The organism is Paenarthrobacter sp. AT5 (genome assembly GCF_032764245.1).
GTDB lineage: Bacteria > Actinomycetota > Actinomycetes > Actinomycetales > Micrococcaceae > Arthrobacter > Arthrobacter ureafaciens.
The window spans coordinates 2,936,008-2,955,414 of the sequence record NZ_CP136441.1 but is presented as its reverse complement, the minus strand read 5'-3'; the positions used below and the strand labels follow the sequence as shown (position 1 = coordinate 2,955,414).

Sequence of the window (19,407 nt, the reverse complement as noted above, 5' to 3'; positions counted from 1 at the left end):
TCAGGCCCCCAGCTTGCCGAGAGCGGCCAGGACGGAGTCCGCGGTGGGCTGGTGGATCTCGCCCACCAGGCCACCGTCACTCATCAACACCACCCTGTCCGCATAGCTTGCGGCGACGGGGTCGTGGGTCACCATGATGATGCTTTGCCCCATCTCCCGGGTACTGCGCCGCAACAGCGCAAGGACTTCGCCGCCGGCCTTGGAGTCCAGGTTTCCGGTGGGTTCATCGCCGAAAACGACGTCGGGGCGCGTCAAGAGCGCGCGGGCAACGGCCACACGCTGCTGTTGGCCTCCGGACAGCTCGTGGGGCCGGTGCCGCAACCTGTCCTTCAACCCAAGCGTGGTGACGACGCTTGCCAGCCAGCCAGCGTCGACGTCTTTACCGGCCAGGGCGAGCGGGAGGGTGATGTTCTGTTCAGCAGTGAGCGTTGGCACCAGGTTGAATGCCTGGAAAACAAAGCCGATCCGCTCGCGACGGAGGGCAGTCAGTTGTTTGTCGTTGAGCCCGGTCAACTCAGTGCCGCCCAGGAGGATCCGTCCGCTGTCCGCAGAGTCCAACCCGGCGAGGCAGTGCATGAGGGTTGATTTTCCGGAGCCTGAAGGGCCCATGATCGCGGTGAACTTCCCGGCGTCGAAGCTGACACTGACGTCTTTCAACGCGACCACCTTGGTGTCGGCGCGGCCGTAGCTTTTGCTCAGCGAGAACGCCTCGACGGCGGGTCGTGCCCCGGCGGCGTCGGCCGGTGTTGGGTGGTCCGGTGTTGAAGGGTGCGGCATGGACGTGAAAGTTGTCATGTTTTCACGCTAGGCGGCAGGACCCCTCCAGCAGATCCGGCCACGGGCCCAAAGTCCGGCACCTCGTCTCATACCGTGGTCTGAGGGGAGTTACAGCCCGGGGGACACCACTCCGGTTTCGTACGCGATCACCACGATCTGGACGCGGTCACGGGCACCCAGTTTGGCAAGGATGTGGCCTACGTGGGTCTTGACGGTCGCCTCCGACAGGAACAATTCCGCCGCGATCTCCGGATTTGATTTCCCCTGCGCGATCAGGGTGAACACTTCGCGTTCGCGGGCCGTTAGCCGCTCAACAGCCGCCGCGTGCTCGCTTTGCTCCGGGGTTTGCATGCGCAGCAGGGGTGCCACGTGGTCCAGCAGGCGCCGCGTCGTGGAAGGCGCGATGACGGCATCTCCGCGGTAGACGGTGCGGATAGCTTCGAGCAGTTCCTCCGGCGGGGCGTCCTTCAGCAGGAAGCCGCTGGCACCTGCGCGGATGGCGGCCAAGGCATATTCATCAAGGTCGAAGGTCGTGAGGACAACGATCTTGACCTCGGCCCGTTGCGAGCCTTCCGGCTGGGTTGCCGCCTGTTCCAGGATCCTCCTGGTTGCCTCGATCCCGTCCATGCCCGGCATCCGGACGTCCATGAGGACGACGTCGGCCGCCGTGGCGTTCAAGGCCTGGACTGCTTCGATGCCATTGCCCGCTTCGGCCACGACTTCCAAGTCGGGTTGGGAGTTGATGAGCATGCCGAAGCCGCTACGAACCAACTGCTGGTCATCGACGAGTGCTACGCGGATAGGGGGAGAAAGGTGGGGCAAAGGATCAAGCCTCCGAATACGGAATGAAAGCGGACACACGGAATCCGCCGCCCTGCTGCGGGCCGACGGACAAAGAACCATCGTAGAGGGCTATGCGTTCGCCCATCCCCGGAAGGCCGTTGCCGCCTCCCGGCACGGGCGGATCGGCTGCGGCGCCCCGGCCGTCGTCACTGATATCAATCTCCAGTCCGCGGTTTTGCCACGTCAACACCAAGGTTGCGGTGGCGCTGGGGCCTGCGTGCTTAATGACATTGGTCAGGGCTTCCTGGATGGTCCTGTAGGCGGTCAGTTCGGCACCGGCGGGCAACTGCCGGCGCGGTGTTCCGTTCTGTTCGAAGGACACCTGCAGGCCGGCCGCCCTGAAGCCGAGGAGTAGTTCGTCCAGGTCCGAAAGGCGCGGTTGCGGACGAGTGGGGGAGCCGTCGTCGGAACGCAGCACGCCAAGGAGCCGCCGCATCTCGGCGAGCGAGTCGCGGCCTGTTGCGGCGATGGTGGCCAGCGCTTCGGTGGCGAGTTCGGGTCTAGCGGCTGCCGCGTACCTGGCCCCGTCCGCCTGCGTGATGATCACGGACAGGGAGTGGGCAACAATGTCGTGCATTTCCCGCGCGATGTGGGAGCGCTCGTCGGCAGCTGCAAGTTGGCGTTCCTGGTTGTGCTCGATCTCCAGGCGGCGGGTCCTGTCCTCCAACGCCTGCAGTTGCAGCCGTCGCACGCGCGTCAGGTCGCCCAAGGTCCAACTCACCAGCACCAGCATCCAGATCAGTACGGTGTACAAGGCTCCGATGGTAAGGCCCAGGATGCCTGAAGCTGCCGACCCCGAATACTCGCGGGTGGTCAGCATCACGCCGCCCAGCAGCCCCAGCAGCAGCACGGCGCGGCTGGCCCACGCCGGTCCGTAGGCCGCTGTGGCATAGATCACCAGCGGCACCGCTATCTGCCCCGCCACCGGCTCGGCCCCCGCCGCCCATTGGACAAGGCACACCAGAACCACGACGCCGGCCGCCACCTCCGGGCGGGTCCGTCGCCACGCGAGGGGCAACAGGAGGCAGCACGACAACAGGAAGAGGAAGGGTCGTCCGGCGAGCAGGTACACAGGGCCGAAGAGGAGGACGAGGATGATGGCGGCAGTGAGGTCCACTGTGAAGCGGTTGGTGCGGAACCATTCGTATATCGCGTGCCTTCTATCCACTCCATGACTCTAAGTGCTGCGCCGGGCCGCACACATCATGCCGTGGTCTGACATCAATGCTGTTCAAGAAGTGAGACGATTTTGACCAGCATGTGGATTACTTGGCTAGATAGACCTATGAATGCATCGTCCATCAATCTCGCTGTCATCCCCGGCGACGGTATCGGCCCCGAGGTCATCGCCGAAGCCGTCAAGGTTCTGGAAAAGGCTCTTGCCGCCGAAGGCGTCACCCTTGAGCAGACCCATTACAAACTGGGCGCCCAGCACTGGCTTGAAACAGGAGAGACCCTCCCGGACGAAGTACTCGACGATCTTCGGACACGCGACGCAATCCTTTTCGGCGCCGTCGGTGCAGCCCCGGGGGACACCCGCATTCCCTCAGGCATCATCGAACGCGAAATGCTGCTCAAGCTGCGCTTCAGCCTGGACCACTATGTCAACCTGCGGCCCTCGCGTCTCTACAGCTCCGTGGGCAGTCCGCTGGCCAACCCCGGCGAGATCGACTTCATTGTGGTTCGTGAAGGAACAGAGGGACCGTACGTCGGCAACGGCGGAACCTTGCGCGGCGGAACCGCGCATGAGGTAGCTACCGAAGTGTCGCTGAACACCGCCCATGGGGTGGAGCGGGTGGTCCGTGATGCCTTCCGTCGTGCGAGCGCGCGTCCCCGAAAGCACGTGACATTGGTCCACAAGCACAACGTCCTGGTCTACGCGGGCCACCTCTGGAAGCGCACTGTGGAAGCCGTGGCCAAGGAGTTCCCCGAGGTCACGCATGACTACCTGCACATCGATGCCGCCACGATCTTCATGGTCACGGACCCGTCCCGCTTCGACGTCATCGTCACGGACAACCTGTTCGGCGACATCCTGACCGACCTCGCAGCTGCCGTCACCGGCGGTATCGGCCTGGCGGCATCAGGCAACATCAACATGGACCGCACCGCACCGTCCATGTTCGAACCCGTCCACGGCTCGGCCCCGGACATCGCAGGCCAGCAGAAGGCTGATCCCACTGCTGCGATCCTGTCCGCAGTGCTGTTGTTGGAGCACCTCGGCTACACCGGGGCAGCCCGCAAGATCGAAGCGGCAGTGATTGCCGACGTCGAAGCCCGCACCGGCGAGCCGCGCAGCACCGCTGCGATCGGCGACGCCATTGCGGCAGCACTTTAGGCCCAATACTCAGGCGTAAGCTTGTCTTGAATTATTTACCTGCTTCCTTGGTCCATCGCTGAACCACCCCTTTTGGGGGCCGCGGTTCGCACTGCCAGGTAGCTGACTGTGGAGGAAACATGACTCAGACTGCCCATGGCGTCGAATTCAGCCAGCAGCTTTCGGCCAACCCGAAATCTGCTGAGGAGCGTGCAGCCATCCTGGCAAACCCGGGATTTGGCGACTACTTCACCGACCACACCGCCGTCGTCGACTACAAGGTCGACGCCGAAGGCAATGGCGGTTGGCACAACGCCCGCATTGAACCGTACGGCCCCATCATGCTGGATCCCTCAGCTGCCGTGCTCCACTACGGACAGGAAATCTTCGAAGGGCTCAAGGCGTACCGCCACGCCGACGGTTCGGTCTGGACGTTCCGCCCCGAGGCCAACGCCGCGCGCCTGAACAAGTCCGCCCGCCGCCTGGCCCTGCCCGAGCTGCCTGAGGAGTACTTCCTCGGGGCCATCCGCGAGCTGGTCCAGGCGGACAAGGACTGGGTGCCCTCCGGAGACGGGGAAGCGCTGTACCTGCGTCCGTTCATGATCGCCACGGAGGCTTTCCTGGGTGTCCGGGCAGCCCGTGAGGTCTCCTTCCGCGTGATCGCCTCCCCGGCCGGCAACTACTTCGGCGGGGAGCTGAAGCCGGTGTCGATCTGGATTTCCCGTGAGTACGCCCGCGCCGGCCGTGGCGGAACCGGTTCGGCCAAGTGCGGCGGCAACTACGCTGCCTCATTGATCGCGCAGCAGGAAGCCGAAGCGAACGGGTGCAAGCAGGTATTGTTCCTGGACCACTTCAACGACGACGCCGTGGAAGAACTCGGCGGCATGAACGTCTTCTTCGTGTTCAAGGACGGTTCGCTGGCCACTCCGGCCCTGAGCGGCACCATCCTCGAAGGCGTCACCCGTTCCTCGGTGATCCAGGTGGCGAAGGACATGGGCCGCGAGGTCTCAGAGCGGAAGATCACCCTTGACGAGTGGCGCGACGGTGTTGCTTCCGGCGAGATCACCGAAGTCTTTGCCTGCGGCACCGCAGCCGTGATCACCCCGATCGGTGTCCTCAAGGACGCCACCGAGTTCATCGGTTCCGAGGACGCCAAAGCCGGCGAGACCACCATGGCCATCCGCGAACAGCTCCTGGGAATCCAGACCGGCAAGGTCGAAGACCGCCACGGCTGGCTGACCCGCCTGGTCTAGCAGGTACTGCCGGTACTACCGGTACGGCCGGAATTACGACGACGGCCCCCGCTTGAGGTGACAACGCCTCGCCACGGCGGGGGCCGCCGTCGTCCCCGCGTTCCTCTGTCACCTCCCGACGGTTTTCCCGCGTTCCTCTGTCACCTCCCGACGGATTTTCCCGCGTTCCTCTGGCACGTCCCGGATGCGAAGATGGACGGGTGACTTCCACTGACCCGGCTTCGACTGACCAGCCCTCCACGCACCCGGCGCCATCCCCGTTGACCCGGAGCAGCGAACTGACGCGCTTCAGGCTGGCGCCCAACCCGGGTCCGATGAGCCTGGACGGAACCAACTCGTACGTGATTGCCGCTGAGGGTTCCGGGCACGTGGCGATCGTTGACCCCGGTCCCGAGGACGAGGAGCACCTGGCAGCACTTGCGGCTGCGGGCGTTGTGGACGTTGTCCTGATCACTCACCGGCACGCCGACCACACCGAGGCATCGGCACGCTTCCATGAGCTGACAGGCGCGCCGGTCCGCGCGGCCCTTCCCGAGCATTGCCACGGGGGCGAGCCCCTCAGTGATGGCGAGGTCATTTACGGCGGCGGCGTGGAAATCAGGGTCATCGCTACTCCCGGACACACCTCGGATTCACTTTGTTTCCACTTGCCGACGGATGGTCCCACGGGCTCGGTACTTACCGGCGACACCATCCTCGGTCGCGGCACCACCGTCCTGGACTACCCGGACGGCCGGCTGGGGGACTACCTTGCCAGCCTGGATCGGCTTGAAGCACTGGGCCCGGCCACGCTGCTCCCGGCGCATGGCCCGGTCCTGTCGGCGCTGGACGAGAAATGCCGTGAATACCGGGACCATCGGGAACAACGCCTGGCGCAGATCAGGGCTGCCCTGATCCAAGTAGGCGGGTCCGCTACGGCCGCCGAGGTCACCGACGTTGTTTACGCCGACGTCGATCCGTCCGTCAGGTGGGCGGCCGAGACCTCCGTTGCTGCGCAGCTGGACTATCTGCGCAGCTGAGCCTGCCCTGACCTGCCGGATCCGGCTGCCCCGGACGGTAGGCTTGTGCCCATGCGTATCGCCCGGTTTGTAGTAGATTCTGATCCCCTTTACGGCGTCGTCGACGGCGAGCCCGGCAGTGAGGAAATTACTGTCATCAACGGCGACCCGTTCTTCAACGGCGTCGAACGTACCCACGTCAAACACAAGCTTGAAGACGTAAGGCTCCTGGCGCCGATCATCCCGCGCAGCAAAGTCATCGGCGTGGGCCGCAACTTCGCCGAGCACGCAGCCGAACTTGGCAACGAAGTTCCCCAGCACCCGCTGCTGTTCCTCAAGCCCAACACCGCCGTGATCGGCCCCAACGATCCGATCGTGCTTCCGGAGTTTTCCGAGGAAGTTTCCTTCGAAGCCGAGCTGTGCGTCGTGATCGGCCGTATTTGCAAGGATGTACCGGAGGAACGCGCAGAGGACGTTATCTTCGGCTATACCTGCGGCAATGACCTTACGGCCCGCGACGTCCAGAAGACCGACCTCCAGTGGGCGAGGGCCAAGGGCTTTGACACTTCCGCTCCGCTGGGTCCATGGATCGAGACCGAACTGGATCCGGACGACCTCGCAGTCCAGGCCCGCCTCAACGGTGAACTCCGGCAGGACGGCAACACCACACAAATGATCCGCGGGGTCCGTGAGCTGGTTTCCATCGTTTCGCAGGCGTTCACACTCCTCCCCGGCGACGTCATCATGACCGGCACGCCCGCGGGGGTCGGCCTCATCTCCGAGGGCGACCGCATCGAGGTCGAGGTCGAAGGCATTGGCCGCTTGTCCAACCCGGTGGTCCGCCGCTAGGTGTACTCAGCCAACAGGTTGGTTACACCTGCTGATGGGTGGTTTGCCTCCGAGGCTGCCGTGGGGCCGGTGGTTGTTGTAGAAGTCTAGCCATGGTTGCAGGGCGTCGGTGCGGGCCTGGTTGGAGGTGAAGGGCTGCCGGTATGCCCAGCCTTCCTGGAGTGTGCGGTTGAAGCGTTCTGCTTTGCCGTTCTGCCATGGGTGGCGGGGTTTGATCAGGATGTGTTTGGCGTCCAACTGTGCCAGTGCGGCCTGGAAGTCGCGGGAGAGCCTGTAAGCGAAGGCGTTATCGGTCATGACCCGGCGCACGGGTGCTCCGTTGGCTGCCATGGCCGCCGCAGCCCGGATTAGGAAGCCGGCACAGGTAGGCCCTTTCTCGTCGGGCAGTACCTCGGCGTAGGCGAAGCGGGAGTGATCATCGACTGCGACGTGAACGTAGTCAAAGCCCAGCTTCTGGCCCGAGGAACGGTGGTTGGCCGGGTTCTGCGCGGGGTCTGTCCGCCATCCGCCGCCCTCGGGGATCCGCCCGAGTTTCTTGACGTCAACGTGGATCATGTCTCCCGGGGCGTCCCGTTCGTAGCGGCGGTCTGTGGCCCGGGAAGCACGAATCCGCGTCCCGGTGACCGGATCCAGGTCCCACAGCCTGGGCATGCGGGCCCGGGCCAAAATCCGGGAGACGGTTCGGGCGCTGACGCCGCAGCGCTGGGCCAAATCCACTGGACCTTCCCGGTGCTTTATCCGCTGGGCAACAACATCGGCAACCACCCTCTGCGGGGTGGCGCGCGGGCATGACTTAGGTCTGGAGCTGCGATCCTCTAGCCCGTCCCAGCCATGGGTCCTGTAGCGGCTGACCCAGCGGTGGGCGCACGTCCGGGAGATACCCAGTTCCTTAGCCACGTGAGCAATGGGACGGCCCGACAGGACGCGCTCGATGATGATCCGCCTACCGGTCGGTGTCAGGCGGGCGTTACGGTGGGACATGAAGACCTCTTAGATTCAGTTGGCAGTTGTGGTAACCACCAACCTAAGAGGTCTTCACTCTTCTCACGGTGTAACCAACCTGTTGGCTGAGTACAGCTAGGCGACCACCACCGTAGGTGGCCACCTCCTGATGGAAGGCCCGACGGCGGCACGCGGCTGTCGTCGTCGGGCGCTTCCTGGCGGGAAACCAGGGCGTCGGCAAGCGGTAAAGTTGGAAGCACTATGACTACTGCTTCTGCGTCGACCCCTGCCTCCAGCGCCATCCCCGCCGTCAATGCCGAGACCCCCGTCCGGGTCCGTTTTTGCCCGTCGCCCACCGGAACGCCCCACGTGGGGCTGATCAGGACGGCCCTCTTCAACTGGGCCTATGCGCGCCACACCGGCGGCAAGCTGATCTTCCGCATCGAGGACACGGACTCAGCCCGTGACAGCGAAGAAAGCTACCACCAGCTGTTGGATGCGCTGAAGTGGCTGGGCATCAACTGGGACGAGGGCGTTGAGGTTGGCGGCCCACACGAGCCGTACCGGCAGTCGCAGCGTGGCGGGATCTACCAGGAGGTCATCGCCAAGCTCAAGGCCGGGGGACACGTCTATGAGTCCTACTCCACTCCGGAGGAAATCGAAGCACGCCACCGGGCTGCAGGGCGCGATCCAAAGCTCGGGTATGACGGCTTCGACCGCCACCACACCGAGGAACAGCTGGCCCAGTTCAAGGCGGAGGGCCGTGACGCTGTCCTGCGCTTGAGGATGCCGGACGAGGACATCACCTTTACCGACCTCGTCCGTGGCGAGATCACTTTCAAGGCTGGATCAGTTCCCGACTTTGCTGTGGTGCGGGCCAACGGGGCGCCGCTGTACACCCTGGTCAACCCCGTGGACGACGCACTGATGGGCATCACCCACGTCCTTCGCGGCGAGGACCTCCTTAGCTCGACACCGCGCCAGATCGCCCTGTACCGCGCCCTCTACGCCATTGGGGTGGCAGAGTACATGCCGGAGTTCGGCCACCTTCCGTACGTCATGGGCCAGGGCAACAAGAAGCTTTCCAAGCGCGATCCCGAATCCAGCCTGTTCCTGCACCGCGAACGTGGCTTCATTCCTGAAGGACTCCTGAACTACCTGTCCTTGCTGGGCTGGTCGTTGAGCGCGGACGAGGACATCTTCACGGTGGAACAGCTCGTGGCGAACTTCGACATCCACGACGTCCTGGGCAACCCTGCCCGGTTCGACCTCAAGAAGGCCGAGGCCATCAACGGAACGCACGTGCGCATGCTGGCTCCCGAGGTGTTCGAAGAGCGGCTGGTTCCGTATCTGCGGGCTGCCGGTTTCGTAGGCGAGATCCTGACGCCCAGGCAGGAAGAGATTCTGAGGGAAGCAGCCCCCTTGGTCCAGGAACGTATCGCCCTGCTGGGCGAAGCTCCCGAGATGCTCGCCTTCCTTTTCAAGGCGGACGACGCAATCGACATCGCCGACGACGCCCGGAAGGGCCTTCCGGCCAACCTCGAGGAAGTCCTCGACGCAGCGCTCGCGGCCCTTGAGCCCATCCAGGAGTGGACCGCGGAAAACATCCAGACCGCGTTGAAGCAGGCGTTGGTCGAGGACCTTGGCATCAAGCCGCGTGCAGCCTTCGGTCCTGTGCGCACAGCCATTTCCGGGCGTCGGATCTCGCCGCCGTTGTTCGAGTCCATGGTGATCCTCGGCAAGGATTCCTCACTGGCACGCGTCCGGGCTTTCCGGGGCTAGCAGGGGGCTGACATGGCAATCTCACGTTCCTTCGGCACCATTCGCGGTGTGCTTTTTGACATCGATGACACCCTGGTGGACCTTGAGTACGCCATGACCACGGCCCTGCGCGAGGTCAGCGAACATCTCCTGCCCGGCCTGGACCAGACCGGGTGGGCGAAGTTCGGCCGGATATTCACTCACGAAACCACGCACTTCTACGACCGGTACCTGGCCGGCGAACTAACCTTCAATGAACAGCGGCTGCTCCGGGGCCGGGCCGCCCTGGGTCATTTCGGGGTGGAACTGGACGAGGGCGAGGCATCGCAGGCCTGGGTAGCTGACTATCATCAGCGCCAGGTTGCTTATGTCCGCGCTTTTTCCGACGTCGCGGGTGTTCTTGACGCCCTGGATGCTGCGGGTGTCCCTTACGGTGCGGTGAGCAATAACGTCCACGATTACCAGCGCGCCAAGCTCGACGGTGCCGGGCTTGATCGCATCAAGATCCTGGTGGGGACGGACACGGTAGGCGCCGCCAAGCCCGAGCCGGCGATTTATCTTGAGGGCGTGCGCCTGCTGGGCAGCACGCCGGGGGAGACCCTGTACGTCGGGGACAACAGGCTGCTCGACGCCGAAGGTGCCACGGCCGCCGGCCTGGTGGGCGTATGGCTCAACCGCACCGGGGAAGTGGTGGAAGACTTCGCCGGACGGCAGGTGGACTCTCTGTCTGCGCTGCTGCTCCAGGCGCCTGCCTTGGAGCCCAACTCGTTGTGACGCAGCTAACGCCTCCGCGATTTGTGCAGGTGAAAAGACTCGGGTAGAGTAATTACTCGTGCTGAGGGGCACGGAGGGAAAATCCAAGGGAAACCGAAGATTGGAAGTCCGGCCCGAAAGTCACTTTGGGATATGGTGTAATTGGCAACACTACGGTTTCTGGTACCGTCATTCTAGGTTCGAGTCCTGGTATCCCAGCTCTGGAATTCATTACGAAAGTATTGAACAACGCAGAGAATTCAAATCGATTTAGACGATTTGGAAACAAGCTTAATGTATGAAATACTCATTCAGCTTGATCGCCGGAAACGGTGATAAATAGTGCAAGGCCCCATCGTATAGCGGCCTAGTACGCCGCCCTCTCACGGCGGTAACGCGGGTTCGAATCCCGCTGGGGTCACCACCGAATTCCCCCGGAACATGGTTCCGGGGGAATTCTTTTTTCCACAACGCACCCTGCTTGCAAGGATGGCAGCCTTCGGGGCTGGCATGATGAAGCAGTGACCGCAGATCAAGAACCCACCTCACCAAGCGCCCTCCCGGCAGGGTCTTCGACGGAGGGGCCCGTGGACACCCTCGAGGCAGCCCGGAACGAACTCGCAGTCATGACGCTGCCACTCGCGCTTTCCGACGCCGACGAGGGGCGCCGCTGGATCACGGCAGCCCTCGCGCAACTGGACGATTACGTCCTTCCCCGCTACCGCAGCCTGGACGCGCCGCTTCTCGCCGTCGTCGGCGGTTCCACCGGTGCCGGCAAATCGACGCTTGTTAACGCCTTGGTGGGGTATCCCGTGACACGGTCAGGGGCAATCCGGCCCACAACCCGGCAACCCATCCTCCTGCACCATCCGGCGGATGCTGCGTGGTTCGAAGGCGGCCGGATCCTTCCCGGCCTCGAGCGCATTCGCGGCGCTGTGGCCGCACACCCGGTCCCCGCCAGCCAGGCAGGGGCGGCTCCGGATGCCTCCGCCATGACGTCCCTGGTACTGCTGGAGCAAGAGCAGGTGCCCCAAGGCGTGGCCCTGCTCGATGCCCCCGATGTCGATTCGATTTCCGATGAGAACCGCCGGCTCGCAGGCCAGTTGCTCGCGGCGGCGGACCTTTGGGTGTTTGTCACCACCGCAAACAGATATGCCGACGCCGTACCTTGGCGTTTGCTGCTGGACGCGGCCTCCCGGGACATCACCGTGGCGGTGGTGTTGGACCGCGTACCGCCCGAGGCGGAAGCGGTGGTCCGCGAAGACCTGCAGGCCATGCTGACCGCCCAAGGACTGGGCGGGGCCATGTTGTTCGTGATCCACGAATCCCCGCTGGATGCCATGGGGATGCTTCCCGCCGGCTCGGTGGATTCGCTGCGCAGCTGGCTCCAGGGATTGGCTGCGGATGCCGGTGAGCGGAGTGCGGTTGCCCGCCGGACCCTCAACGGCGCCGTCAAAGCCGTGGGAACCAGGATGGAGGCCATCGCTGACTTTGCCGATGCCCAGGAAGCCGCTGCCCGCGAACTCCGCGAGGGCGCCGTGGCGGAGTATTCGGAAGCTCTAAAGCGGATTCTCGACGCCACCAAGGATGGCGCGCTGCTCCGGGGTGAGGTCCTGGCCAGGTGGCAGGACTTTGTTGGCACGGGTGAATTCTTCCGTGCCGTGGAGCAAAACGTGGGCAGGATCAGGGATCGCATCGGAGCCTATTTCCGCGGGGAGCCGGCCCCGGCGGTGAAAGTGGAGACAGCCATTGAGACGGGCCTTCAAGCAGTCATCCTTGATGAGGCGGCGAACGCCGCGGAAAACGTGGACCGGCGGTGGAGATCGCAGCCTGCCGGCCGCCAGCTGCTGGGAACCGACGATCTTGCCGGGACTTCGCCGGATTTCGATGTCCGCGCCGCAGCGGCAATCCGGAAATGGCAGGAAGGGCTCATGGAACTGATCCGTGAGCAGGGTCAGGGAAAGCGGACCCAGGCCCGGTGGCTTTCCTTTGGCATCAACGGACTCGGGGCGGCGCTGATGGTGGTGGTCTTTTCCATGACGGCCGGATTGAGCGGGCTTGAGATCGGCATCGCCGGCGGTACCGCAGTGGTGGGTCAGAGGCTGCTTGAAGCGGTGTTCGGCGAGGACGCCGTCCGTCGCCTGGCACATCAGGCAAGGGAGGATTTGCACGTGCATTGCCAGCGGCTCCTGGATAGTGAGCGGGCGCGTTTCCTCGACCGGCTGGACGACGCCCGGCCGATCAGCGGAAGAAGTTTGCGCCAGCACGCGCGCACACTGCGCCGTTTGGCGGGATCAGCATGAGCCGGCACAGCCTTGTGCGGGAATCCTCAGCCCTGCAGACGCGCCTGGAAGCGCTGAACACAGCCAGGGAATTGGCCGAAGGGGTTTTGCCGGGGTCCGCCTTGCAAGCCGTCCTCGAGGTCTTGGAGAGGGCAACGTCACGGCGTTCACTGTCCGCCGGGCACACTGTTGTGGGTTTCTTCGGTGCGACCGGCAGCGGTAAGTCCTCGCTGTTCAACGCAGTTTCCGCCAGCAGCCTCGCCACGGCGGCAGCACGAAGGCCCACCACCTCGGCCCCCCTTGCCGGCATCTGGGGCGTGGACGGCAGCGGCCCGCTCCTTGATTGGCTGGGTGTTCAGGAGCGGCACAGCCTCCCCTCCGTGCCGGGACTGGCGGATGACAGTACGGGACTGATCCTGCTGGACCTGCCCGACTTCGACTCCACCAAGGTGGAAAACCGTCAACTGGTGCAGCGCCTGGCCGGGATGGTCGACGTCCTGGTGTGGGTGCTGGACCCGCAGAAATACGCCGACGCCGCGGTCCATAATGATTTCCTGCGTCCCATGGCGTCCCATGGTTCGGTCACGCTGGTGGTCCTGAACCAACTGGACAAACTCAACCCGGACGACGCCGCGCTGGTCATCGAGTCGCTGCGCGGAATCCTTGCGAGGGACGGGTTGCCGGGAGTTCCCGTGATGGGTGCCTCCGCGCTGACCGGCGACGGCGTTGTCACGGTCCGCGGGGCCATCAAGGACGTCGTGGTGCGAAGGGAAGCTGCAACGCGGCGTCTCTCCGCCGACGTTTCGGCCGCTGCGGCCGGGCTTCGCCAGGTGTCGGGAACAGGCGAGGCCCGCGGGATCTCTGATGGCGCGACCAAGACTCTGGCCAAGGAGCTGGCCATCGCGGCCAATGTTCCCGTGGTGGTGGATGCAGTGGCCCGTTCGTTCAAGCGCGAGTCGGCCCGGCGCACAGGCTGGCCGGTGACGCGTTGGTTGTTGCGTTTCCGTCCGGATCCATTGCGTCGGCTGAACCTGGGCAGAACAGACACCAAAGCCGAACTGAACCGCACATCGTTGCCGCCGGCCGGAGCTCCTGAACGTGCCAGGACGGATGCTGCGGTGCGGAACTTTGCCGATGACGTCTCGGAAGGAGCGCCCGGCCCATGGCGGGCTGCCATCCGCAGTGCGGCGCGCGAGGGCCGTGAGCAGTTGCCCGATGCGCTGGACCAGGCCATCGCCACAACGGACCTCAAAGCCTCCAAACGTCCCCTGTGGTGGGGGATATTCAACGCGCTGCAGTGGCTCGCGTTCCTGCTGGCCCTTGGTGGGCTTGGTTGGTTGGGCGTCCTGGCGGTGCTCGGCTATTTCCAGATGCCTGTCCCTGAGGTGCCGCGTACGGAAGGATGGCCTTGGCCGACCCTGATGGTCGCCGGGGGAGTGGTGCTGGGACTCGTCCTGGCTGTGGCCGGCCGTGTACTTGGGGGCTGGGCTGCCCGCATCCGTGCCCGCGGCGTTGCCCGACGACTCAATTCCGCTGTGGCCGAGGTAGCAGGCCAACGCATTGTGGAACCCGTCAAGGCCGGGATCGGGAAGCTGAAATCGTTCAACGCGGCGCTGAAGGCAGCCCTGAAGAGCTGATTGAACCTAGAGGGCGGCGGCGGCGTCCCGGACTTTGATCAGCGTCCGGAGGTTACGGGTGGTGGTCGTCGCTTTATAGCGGGCCTTGGCGGACAACTTGCTGAAGGGGCTGTCCAAGGTGCCCCCTGCCGGAGCCAGCCACGAGGACGCCTCTGGTCCCAGCCGGGTCTGCTCGACGCCGCCAAGGGCCTCACCCGCGTCGAAGAGTTCGTCCAGCATGGCATCGTCCGAGGCGAGGGTGACGTAGCTGTGGGTGGACTTGTCATCCGCGGGGTAGGGGCAAGCCTCCACCAACTCGGCCACGCGGGCAGCGGTCAGGACCACCACCCACGCATCGTAGCCAAAGGACTCGCGCAGGCATTCCTCGAACCGGGACTTCACCTCGTCAGGGCCAAGTTCGCTTTGCAGTACCACGTTGCCGCTGGCCAGCAGGGTCTTGACCTTGGTGAAGGGATAGTCCTTCAATGCAGCCTTGAGGTCAGCCATCTTGATGGTGATGCCACCGACATTGATTCCGCGAAGAAACACTGCATAGTTCTCCATGGCCGTCCTTGGTTAGTCGTTGTTCTTCCGGAGCGCCTCGGTCAGCACCCTGGCTGCATTGCAGACTACCTCGGCGTGCAGGCGGCCGGGTTGGCGGGTGAGGCGCTCAATCGGGCCCGAGATGGACACTGCGGCAATGACGCGGCCGGAAGGACCCCGTACCGGCGCGGAAACCGAGGCAACCCCCGGCTCACGCTCGCCGAGGCTCTGGCCCCAGCCCCGGCGTCGTACTCCTGCCAGGACGGTGGGCGTGAACCGTGCGTTCTGCAGGCCTTCCAGGAGACGGTCGTGGTCTTCCCATGCGAGGAGCACCTGCGCGGCGGATCCGGCCTTCATGGACAATTGGGTGCCTACAGGAATGGTGTCGCGCAAACCTATGGGCCGCTCGGCGGAGGCGACGCAGACACGCCAGTCTCCTTGGCGGCGGAAGATCTGGGCGCTCTCGCCCGTGGCATCGCGCAATTGGATCAGCACGGGTCCGGCAGACGCGATGAGACGATCCTCGCCCGCTGCGGAGGCCAGCTCCACGAGGCGGCTGCCCAGGACGAACCGCCCTTGGATGTCCCGGCTGACCAACCGGTGGTGGACCAAGGCAAGCGCGAGCCGGTGAACGGTCGGCCTGGCCAGTCCGGTGGCCGCTACCAGCTGGGCCAGCGTGGTGGGCCCGGCCTCGAGGGCGTCCAGTACCTGGGCCGCTTTATCAATGACACCGACTCCACTAGAATTGTCCATGTAATGATATTGCCGTCTCAATATCTGAGATGCAAGTTGTTTCGCTGGCCTACTTTGCAGCCGTGCTGCTTGAGTGGGTGTAGATCAATCAACAGTTTCGAAGGGAGCAGGCCGTGGGAAAGACACTGGCCGAGAAAGTCTGGGACGCGCACGTGGTGCGCAAGGGTGAAGGCGAAGGAGCCAATGCGCAGCCAGACCTTCTTTTCATTGACCTGCACCTGGTTCACGAGGTCACCTCGCCACAGGCATTCGAAGGCCTGCGGCTGGCCGGCCGCAAGCTGCGCCGCGTTGACCTCACCATTGCCACCGAGGACCACAACACGCCGACCTTGGACATCGACAAGCCGATCGCGGACCTGACCAGCCGCACGCAGATTGAAACCCTCCGCGCCAACTGTAAGGAGTTCGGTGTCCGCCTGCACTCCCTCGGTGACAAGGAACAGGGCATTGTTCACGTCGTTGGACCGCAGCTCGGTTTGACCCAGCCCGGCATGACAGTGGTCTGTGGTGACTCGCACACCTCAACCCATGGCGCATTCGGCGCACTGGCAATGGGCATCGGCACTTCGGAAGTCGAACACGTCATGGCAACCCAGACGTTGTCCTTGAAGCCCTTCAAGACCATGGCCATCAACGTCGAGGGCACGCTCCGCCCGGGGGTCACGGCCAAGGACATCATCCTGGCCGTCATCGCCAAGATCGGCACCGGCGGCGGCCAGGGCTACGTCCTGGAGTACCGCGGATCGGCCATCCGTGCCTTGTCCATGGATGCCCGCATGACGATCTGCAACATGTCCATCGAGGCCGGAGCCCGTGCCGGTATGGTGGCCCCGGACCAGACCACCTACGACTACATGCAGGGACGCCCCCACGCGCCCCAGGGCGCCGACTGGGACGCCGCCGTCGAATACTGGAACACGCTGCATACCGACGACGACGCGACGTTCGACGTCGAGGTGGACCTGGACGCCAACACCCTTGAGCCGTTCGTGACCTGGGGTACCAACCCGGGCCAGGGCGTTTCCCTCTCGGCCAAGGTGCCGTCCCCGGAGGATTTCGGTGATGAGAACGCCAAGCTGGCCGCCGAACGTGCACTGACCTACATGGGCCTGGAAGCCGGAACTCCCATGAAGGACATCAGGGTGGACACTGTCTTCCTGGGTTCCTGCACCAACTCCCGCATCGAGGACCTGCGCGCCGCGGCAGATATCATCCGTGGCCGCGAAAAGGACCCGAACGTCCGCATGCTCGTGGTCCCGGGTTCCGCCCGCGTCCGCCTCGAAGCCGAGGCAGAGGGGCTGGACAAGGTCTTCAAGGACTTCGGTGCCGAGTGGCGTTTTGCCGGATGCTCCATGTGCCTGGGCATGAACCCGGACCAGTTGGAGCCGGGAGAGCGCTGCGCGTCCACGTCAAACCGCAACTTCGAAGGCCGCCAGGGCAAGGGTGGCCGCACGCACTTGGTTTCACCCGTGGTTGCCGCAGCTACCGCCGTGCGCGGCACTCTGAGCTCGCCGTCGGATCTTGAATCCGCCCCCGCCGCCACGCTGACCGGAACCGCAGTCTAGGAGGATCCCATGGAAAAATTCACCACCCACACCGGAATCGGCGTTCCGCTGCGCCAGAGCAACGTGGATACGGACCAGATCATCCCGGCTGTCTACCTCAAGCGCATCACCCGTACCGGCTTTGAGGACGCCCTGTTTGCCGCGTGGCGCAAGGATGAATCGTTCATCCTCAACCAGGCCCCGTTCAACGCAGGTTCCGTCCTGGTGGCGGGACCGGAATTCGGCACGGGTTCCTCGCGTGAACATGCCGTGTGGGCCCTGAAGGACTATGGCTTCAAGGCTGTCCTGTCCTCCCGTTTTGCCGACATCTTCCGGGGCAACTCGGGCAAGCAGGGGCTCCTGGCGGCCGAGGTTGCCCAGGATGACATCGAGCTCATCTGGAAGGTGCTGGAGAACAATCCCGGTGCCGAGGTCAAGGTGGACCTCGTGTCCAAGACCGTCGAATGCGGCAATGTGGTTGCCCCGTTCGAGATTGACGATTACACGCGTTGGCGGCTCCTGGAAGGCCTCGACGACATCGGGCTCACCCTGCAGCACGAGGCGGACATCACTGCCTACGAGGCCACCCGGCCATCTTTCAAGCCGACGACGCTTCCTGCCAGGAGCTGAATTAGCAGACGCATAAAGGGGCAACATACGCCCATCGAAAAAGACCGGAAGTCCCTTTCACCAGGGCCTCCGGTCTTTTTTCGCAGGGAGCCCGGGGCCATGCGATGAACCCGGCGCGCGGGGGCTGCATTTCGGTTAGGTAACGCGAGCTTCTATGCTTAGCAGGAGCCTTTGAAAGTATTGGGGGGCGAGTAGTCGTGAGGAAACCGGTATAGATGAGTAGTGTTCTGACAATCCGCGGTGGCGTCCCTTTGACCGGACGAGTAACCGTTCGGGGGGCCAAGAACCTTGTACCCAAAGCCATGGTTGCGGCACTGCTGGGCAGTGAACCTTCCGTGCTGCGGAACGTGCCGGAAATCAAGGACGTCGAGGTTGTCACCAGCCTCCTGCAGCTCCATGGCGTGACGGTGGTGAAAGACCCGGCGACGGGAGACCTGACGTTGGACCCCAAGGACGCCAAGACCGCGTCCAGCACCGCCATTGACGCCCACGCAGGCGATTCCAGGATCCCGATCCTGCTTTGCGGGCCGTTGATCCACGCGATCGGCGAGGCCTTCATCCCGGACCTGGGCGGCTGCAAGATCGGGGACCGCCCCATCGACTACCACTTGAACGTGCTTCGCCAGTTCGGTGCCGTGGTGGAGAAGCGTCCCGGCGGCATCCACATTTCGGCACCGAACGGACTCCACGGCGCCAAGATTTCCCTGCCGTATCCTTCCGTGGGTGCTACCGAGCAGGTTCTCCTCAGCGCTACCCGCGCGGAAGGAATCACCGAGCTCTCCGGCGCAGCAACGGAGCCCGAGGTGGTTGACCTCATTGCCGTGCTCCAAAAGATGGGCGCGATCATCAGTGTCCAGACGGACCGCACCATCAGGATTGAAGGCGTCAAGGACCTCGGCGGCTATAACCACCGGGCCCTGGCAGACCGCAACGAATCCGCTTCCTGGGCATCGGCGGCGCTGGTCACGCGGGGTGACATCTTCGTTGAAGGTGCATCCCAACGCGACATGATGACGTTCCTGAACACGTACCGGAAGGTGGGCGGCGGGATGGACATCGGCGACGACGGCATCCGTTTCTACCACCCCGGCGGAAAACTGACGCCGTTGGTGCTGGAAACCGACGTACACCCCGGGTTCATGACGGACTGGCAGCAGCCCCTGGTGGTTGCCCTGACGCAGGCCGAAGGTGTGTCGATCGTGCACGAAACCGTGTACGAGAACCGCTTTGGCTTTACCGATGCCTTGGCGCGCATGGGGGCGAATATCCAAGTCCACCGCGAATGCCTTGGCAGTGTTCCGTGCCGGTTCGGCCAGCGGAACTTCCTGCACTCCGCCGTGATTTCCGGCCCCACTCCGCTCCGCGGCACCGAAATTGACATCCCCGATCTCCGCGGCGGTTTCAGCCACCTGATCGCCGCCCTGGCAGCAACCGGTACCTCGCGGGTCACCGGCATCGATATCATCAACCGTGGCTACGAGCGCTTCACTGAGAAGCTCGCGGGCCTTGGTGCCGATTTCGACATCACCACTACCAAGTAGCAGGG

General features: G+C 64.2%; 17 protein-coding genes and 2 tRNA genes. 13 read left to right on the top strand and 6 right to left on the bottom strand.

What is annotated here, in order from left to right; translation table 11 throughout:
* From RI444_RS13605 to RI444_RS13595, 3 genes are all read right to left on the bottom strand, one after another.
* Positions 1 to 795 carry an ABC transporter ATP-binding protein gene (locus RI444_RS13605; protein ID WP_207604483.1) on the bottom strand — a complete coding sequence of 265 codons (795 nt, stop codon included), beginning with the start codon at positions 793 to 795 and terminating at the stop codon, positions 1 to 3.
* 90 nt (positions 796 to 885) lie between these two features.
* Entirely contained in the window at positions 886 to 1,527 is a 642-nt protein-coding gene (locus RI444_RS13600; RefSeq protein WP_375338561.1) for a LuxR C-terminal-related transcriptional regulator, read from the bottom strand.
* Positions 1,528 to 1,603: 76 nt separating this feature from the next.
* Positions 1,604 to 2,788, bottom strand: coding sequence for a sensor histidine kinase (locus RI444_RS13595; RefSeq protein ID WP_207604485.1), 1,185 nt, complete (start codon positions 2,786 to 2,788; stop codon positions 1,604 to 1,606).
* Positions 2,789 to 2,905: 117 nt separating this feature from the next.
* Here RI444_RS13595 and RI444_RS13590 point away from each other — a divergent pair, with 117 nt between their 5' ends.
* The 4 genes from RI444_RS13590 (at position 2,906) to RI444_RS13575 (ending at position 7,037) form a co-directional block, all read left to right on the top strand.
* A complete protein-coding gene (locus RI444_RS13590; RefSeq protein ID WP_021470913.1) occupies positions 2,906 to 3,958 on the top strand; it encodes a 3-isopropylmalate dehydrogenase in 1,053 nt (350 codons plus the stop codon).
* Positions 3,959 to 4,077: 119 nt separating this feature from the next.
* Positions 4,078 to 5,190, top strand: coding sequence for a branched-chain amino acid aminotransferase (locus RI444_RS13585; protein ID WP_021470912.1), 1,113 nt, complete (start codon positions 4,078 to 4,080; stop codon positions 5,188 to 5,190).
* A 200-nt stretch (positions 5,191 to 5,390) separates the two neighbouring features.
* On the top strand, positions 5,391 to 6,209 hold the full coding sequence (locus RI444_RS13580) for an MBL fold metallo-hydrolase (RefSeq protein WP_242703042.1): 819 nt from the start codon (positions 5,391 to 5,393) through the stop codon (positions 6,207 to 6,209).
* Positions 6,210 to 6,260: 51 nt separating this feature from the next.
* Positions 6,261 to 7,037, top strand: a complete 777-nt coding sequence (locus RI444_RS13575; protein ID WP_021470910.1) for a fumarylacetoacetate hydrolase family protein — start codon at positions 6,261 to 6,263, stop codon at positions 7,035 to 7,037.
* Positions 7,038 to 7,043: 6 nt separating this feature from the next.
* Here RI444_RS13575 and RI444_RS13570 read toward each other — a convergent pair whose 3' ends face one another.
* Entirely contained in the window at positions 7,044 to 8,018 is a 975-nt protein-coding gene (locus RI444_RS13570) for an IS481 family transposase (protein WP_207604780.1), read from the bottom strand.
* A 222-nt stretch (positions 8,019 to 8,240) separates the two neighbouring features.
* On the opposite strand from RI444_RS13570, the gene gltX reads away from it, so the two are divergent.
* The 6 genes from gltX (at position 8,241) to RI444_RS13540 (ending at position 14,412) form a co-directional block, all read left to right on the top strand.
* Positions 8,241 to 9,761, top strand: coding sequence for a glutamate--tRNA ligase (gltX, locus tag RI444_RS13565; protein ID WP_207604486.1), 1,521 nt, complete (start codon positions 8,241 to 8,243; stop codon positions 9,759 to 9,761).
* A gap of 12 nt (positions 9,762 to 9,773) precedes the next feature.
* Positions 9,774 to 10,514: an HAD family hydrolase gene (locus tag RI444_RS13560; RefSeq protein ID WP_179011584.1), complete on the top strand. Its 741-nt coding sequence runs from the start codon at positions 9,774 to 9,776 to the stop codon at positions 10,512 to 10,514.
* Between the two features lie 126 nt (positions 10,515 to 10,640).
* Positions 10,641 to 10,712, top strand: a tRNA-Gln gene (locus tag RI444_RS13555).
* A gap of 129 nt (positions 10,713 to 10,841) precedes the next feature.
* A tRNA-Glu gene (locus tag RI444_RS13550) sits at positions 10,842 to 10,917 on the top strand.
* A gap of 202 nt (positions 10,918 to 11,119) precedes the next feature.
* Complete coding sequence (locus RI444_RS13545; protein ID WP_079941241.1) at positions 11,120 to 12,796, top strand: dynamin family protein; 1,677 nt, start codon at positions 11,120 to 11,122, stop codon at positions 12,794 to 12,796.
* Positions 12,793 to 14,412, top strand: coding sequence for a GTPase (locus RI444_RS13540; protein WP_207604488.1), 1,620 nt, complete (start codon positions 12,793 to 12,795; stop codon positions 14,410 to 14,412). The genes RI444_RS13545 and RI444_RS13540 overlap by 4 nt, the downstream gene beginning before the upstream one ends.
* A gap of 6 nt (positions 14,413 to 14,418) precedes the next feature.
* Here RI444_RS13540 and RI444_RS13535 read toward each other — a convergent pair whose 3' ends face one another.
* On the bottom strand, positions 14,419 to 14,955 hold the full coding sequence (locus tag RI444_RS13535) for a DUF1697 domain-containing protein (protein ID WP_207604490.1): 537 nt from the start codon (positions 14,953 to 14,955) through the stop codon (positions 14,419 to 14,421).
* A gap of 12 nt (positions 14,956 to 14,967) precedes the next feature.
* Entirely contained in the window at positions 14,968 to 15,687 is a 720-nt protein-coding gene (locus RI444_RS13530) for an IclR family transcriptional regulator (protein ID WP_014922101.1), read from the bottom strand.
* Between the two features lie 113 nt (positions 15,688 to 15,800).
* Here RI444_RS13530 and leuC point away from each other — a divergent pair, with 113 nt between their 5' ends.
* The 3 genes from leuC (at position 15,801) to murA (ending at position 19,402) form a co-directional block, all read left to right on the top strand.
* On the top strand, positions 15,801 to 17,252 hold the full coding sequence (gene leuC, locus RI444_RS13525) for a 3-isopropylmalate dehydratase large subunit (protein ID WP_021470835.1): 1,452 nt from the start codon (positions 15,801 to 15,803) through the stop codon (positions 17,250 to 17,252).
* A gap of 9 nt (positions 17,253 to 17,261) precedes the next feature.
* Positions 17,262 to 17,861: a 3-isopropylmalate dehydratase small subunit gene (gene leuD / locus RI444_RS13520; RefSeq protein WP_207604491.1), complete on the top strand. Its 600-nt coding sequence runs from the start codon at positions 17,262 to 17,264 to the stop codon at positions 17,859 to 17,861.
* A 215-nt stretch (positions 17,862 to 18,076) separates the two neighbouring features.
* The gene (murA, locus tag RI444_RS13515) at positions 18,077 to 19,402 is read left to right on the top strand and encodes a UDP-N-acetylglucosamine 1-carboxyvinyltransferase (RefSeq protein ID WP_021470833.1); all 1,326 of its coding nucleotides are present in this window, start codon (positions 18,077 to 18,079) and stop codon (positions 19,400 to 19,402) included.
* Positions 19,403 to 19,407: the final 5 nt, after the last annotated feature.

Bases quoted from the DNA above. Each gene is read 5' to 3' on its own strand.
- RI444_RS13605 (WP_207604483.1), bottom strand. From the start codon at position 795: ATGACAACTTTCACGTCCATGCCGCACCCTTCAACACCGGACCACCCA.
- RI444_RS13600 (WP_375338561.1), bottom strand. From the start codon at position 1,527: ATGCTCATCAACTCCCAACCCGACTTGGAAGTCGTGGCCGAAGCGGGC.
- RI444_RS13590 (WP_021470913.1), top strand. From the start codon at position 2,906: ATGAATGCATCGTCCATCAATCTCGCTGTCATCCCCGGCGACGGTATC.
- RI444_RS13585 (WP_021470912.1), top strand. From the start codon at position 4,078: ATGACTCAGACTGCCCATGGCGTCGAATTCAGCCAGCAGCTTTCGGCC.
- RI444_RS13575 (WP_021470910.1), top strand. From the start codon at position 6,261: ATGCGTATCGCCCGGTTTGTAGTAGATTCTGATCCCCTTTACGGCGTC.
- RI444_RS13570 (WP_207604780.1), bottom strand. From the start codon at position 8,018: ATGTCCCACCGTAACGCCCGCCTGACACCGACCGGTAGGCGGATCATC.
- gltX (WP_207604486.1), top strand. From the start codon at position 8,241: ATGACTACTGCTTCTGCGTCGACCCCTGCCTCCAGCGCCATCCCCGCC.
- RI444_RS13560 (WP_179011584.1), top strand. From the start codon at position 9,774: ATGGCAATCTCACGTTCCTTCGGCACCATTCGCGGTGTGCTTTTTGAC.
- RI444_RS13545 (WP_079941241.1), top strand. From the start codon at position 11,120: ATGACGCTGCCACTCGCGCTTTCCGACGCCGACGAGGGGCGCCGCTGG.
- RI444_RS13540 (WP_207604488.1), top strand. From the start codon at position 12,793: ATGAGCCGGCACAGCCTTGTGCGGGAATCCTCAGCCCTGCAGACGCGC.
- RI444_RS13535 (WP_207604490.1), bottom strand. From the start codon at position 14,955: ATGGAGAACTATGCAGTGTTTCTTCGCGGAATCAATGTCGGTGGCATC.
- RI444_RS13530 (WP_014922101.1), bottom strand. From the start codon at position 15,687: ATGGACAATTCTAGTGGAGTCGGTGTCATTGATAAAGCGGCCCAGGTA.
- leuD (WP_207604491.1), top strand. From the start codon at position 17,262: ATGGAAAAATTCACCACCCACACCGGAATCGGCGTTCCGCTGCGCCAG.
- murA (WP_021470833.1), top strand. From the start codon at position 18,077: ATGAGTAGTGTTCTGACAATCCGCGGTGGCGTCCCTTTGACCGGACGA.